General features: G+C 46.0%; 1 protein-coding gene and 1 pseudogene. One reads left to right on the top strand and one right to left on the bottom strand.

Going from position 1 to position 898, the window contains the following annotated elements; all coding sequences use genetic code 11:
• Positions 1 to 225 (top strand): annotated as a pseudogene (locus ACS8FC_RS15715) (PepSY-associated TM helix domain-containing protein); the annotation flags it as partial.
• 106 nt (positions 226 to 331) lie between these two features.
• Here the strand turns inward: ACS8FC_RS15715 and ACS8FC_RS15710 are convergent.
• Positions 332 to 898 (bottom strand): ATP-binding cassette domain-containing protein (locus tag ACS8FC_RS15710; protein WP_439297456.1); only part of this gene is annotated, 567 nt, incomplete at its 5' end.

Raw genomic sequence — 898 nt, 5'->3', positions numbered from 1 at the left:
GGCTATGTCATGTGGTGGCAGCGTCGTCCGCGTCATGCCAGTGAGCATCGCGGCCTCAACCCGCCAGCGCGTGGGCAGCATTTTACCGTTTGGTGGCCGCTCGCTATTCCTTTATTGGCAGTGGCTATCATATTCCCAACCGCAATTATTGCGATTGTAATTATTGCGCTATTAGACTTTTTGGTGATTTCTCGCGTTGGGTTTTTGCAGAGATTATTAAAATAAATAAAGGGTTCAAAAAATCCTTCTTATCTAAAAAAAGTGGGGCGTCTTGTTAAGAGATGCCCCGCTTCTGTTATTACCTGTGATTGACTCTTTACTAAGCGAACACTTACGCCAACATAGCAATGGCATCTTTACTGGCACGCTGTCGCTCTTCAGCATTGAGCTCAATGAGGCGGCCTTGTTTCATTAGCAGTAACCGGTCAGCGTGCTCAAAGTAACCATCATCATGACTGATAATAAATAGCGTTTTCCCCAGCGCTTTTAGCTCAGGTATCAGTGTCTGGTAGAACACACGGCGAAACGCAGGATCTTGGTCCGCGGCCCACTCGTCGAGTAGCAAGATATCTTTTTGTTCAGCGACCGCGATAAGCATGGCCAAGCGTTTGCGTTGTCCTTGCGATAGCTTATCAGTAGACAGCTGGTTGTCAGCCACACTTATTTTGTCTTGTAAGTTCAATTTATGCAGCCACGCATTGACTAGTGCTTCGTCTGGCTGCTGTCCTTGTCTGCCAATCAATTGCTTAAAAATATGCTGATCGCTAAAAATTGCAGAATATAGCTGTCTATAATCAGCATTATTGTTTGAATCAACGGGCTGTTTGTCGATGGTTACCGCACCTGTGGTAGGGGTGAAAATGCCTGTAATAATCTTGGCAAGTGTCGATTTGCCGCT

The sequence above is a fragment of the Psychrobacter sp. 1Y4 genome (assembly GCF_051847555.1).
The sequence above is the reverse complement of the archived record's forward strand: the minus strand, read 5'-3'. Positions and strand labels throughout refer to the sequence as shown.